We start from the raw sequence: 1,447 nt of genomic DNA on the forward strand, positions 1-1,447 counted from the left end.
TGCACCCGCGGCTCGGTCCACAGGGTGCCGGACCCGTTGTGCAGGGTGGCGGTGACGGTCAGGGTGCGGCCCGGCTCGGCGTAGGGCGGGGCGCCGATGCGTACGCCGAAGGGCTCGCGGTCGTACGTGTCGTGCCACTCGCGCCGCATGACCTGCACCAGCCGGGCGGCGATGTCCGGTCGGTCCGCGGCGCGGTCGACGGACTCGACGGGGTCGTCCGCCAGGTTGTACAGCTCCACCTGCCAGCGGTCGTCCGGCGCCCCGCGGTCCTTGCCGGGCGCGAAGCGCACCGCCTTCCAGTCGCCGGCGCGCACCGCCTCGGAGATCCGGCCGATCCGGTCGTGGTCGGCGGCGCGGGCCAGCGGCGTGGAGGCGCGCTCGTTGCGGTACCAGTAGAGGAACTCGTGCCGGGGCGCCGGCCCCGTGCCGGTGAGCAGCGGCGCGAGGGACAGCCCGTCGACGTCCCGGGGCGCGGGGGCGCCGCCCAGCTCCGCGAGGGTGGGCAGCAGGTCTATGTGGGGCGTCGGCCGGTCCACGACGCCCGGGCGGATGCGGTACGGGGACCAGGCGATGAACGGCACCCGGATGCCGCCCTCGTACAGGTTCCGCTTGTAGCCGCGCAGGGGGCGTTCGCGCTGGAAGAGCGCGGGGGTCACGCCGCCCTCCTCGTGCCGGCCGTTGTCGCTGGTGACGATCACCACGGTGTCCTCGGCGATGCGCTGCGCGTACAGCTCGTCGATGACCTGGCCGACCATCTCGTCGAAGTTCGCGACCTGCGCGGCGTGCCCCTTGTCCTCCGGCTTCCAGTCCGTGTCGCTGTACTCGCCGGTGTCCGGCACGGTGCTCGGGGCGTGCGGCACGTTGGGGGAGAGGTAGAGGAAGAACGGCTCCTCGGCGTGGGTGCGGACGAACTCCAGGGCGCGCGCGGAGAACAGCGCGGGCGCGTACGTGCCGCGCCCGCCGTCCCCGTTGCCCGCGAGCGGCACGCGGCGGGCGTTGTGCCACAGGTACTGCGGGAAGTAGTAGTGCGCGTGCCGGTGGGTCAGATAGCCGTAGAACTCCTCGAAGCCGCGGTAGTTGGGGTGGCTGTGCTGGTCCGGCTCCTCGGGGCCGAAGCCCCACTTGCCGATGCACGCCGTGCGGTACCCGCGCGCCCGCAGCAGCTCGGCGACGGTGGTGTCGCCGTCGCCGATGGAGGGCTGGATGCCGCGCATCGGGTTCTCCCGGACCCGGGCCCGGCCGCTGTGCAGGCCCGTCAGCAGGGAGGCGCGCGAGGGCGCGCAGACGGGCGCGGAGGCGTACGCCGCGGTGAACCGCAGGCCGTCGGCGGCGAGCCGGTCGAGGTGGGGGGTGCGGATGAGCTGCTGGCCGTACGAGCCGAGTTCGCCGTAGCCGAGGTCGTCGGCGACGATCAGCACGATGTTGGGGCGGTCGCCGCGGGGGCTGC

At 74.2% G+C, this 1,447-nt stretch carries 1 protein-coding gene; it reads right to left on the reverse strand.

What is annotated here, in order from left to right; translation table 11 throughout:
- On the reverse strand, positions 1–1,447 hold a 1,447-nt coding region (locus H5J30_RS33065), incomplete at both ends, for an arylsulfatase (RefSeq protein WP_181791396.1).

Origin of the sequence: Streptomyces phytophilus (genome assembly GCF_013870535.1) — a bacterium.
In the GTDB taxonomy this organism is placed as follows: Bacteria; Actinomycetota; Actinomycetes; order Streptomycetales; family Streptomycetaceae; genus Streptomyces; species Streptomyces phytophilus.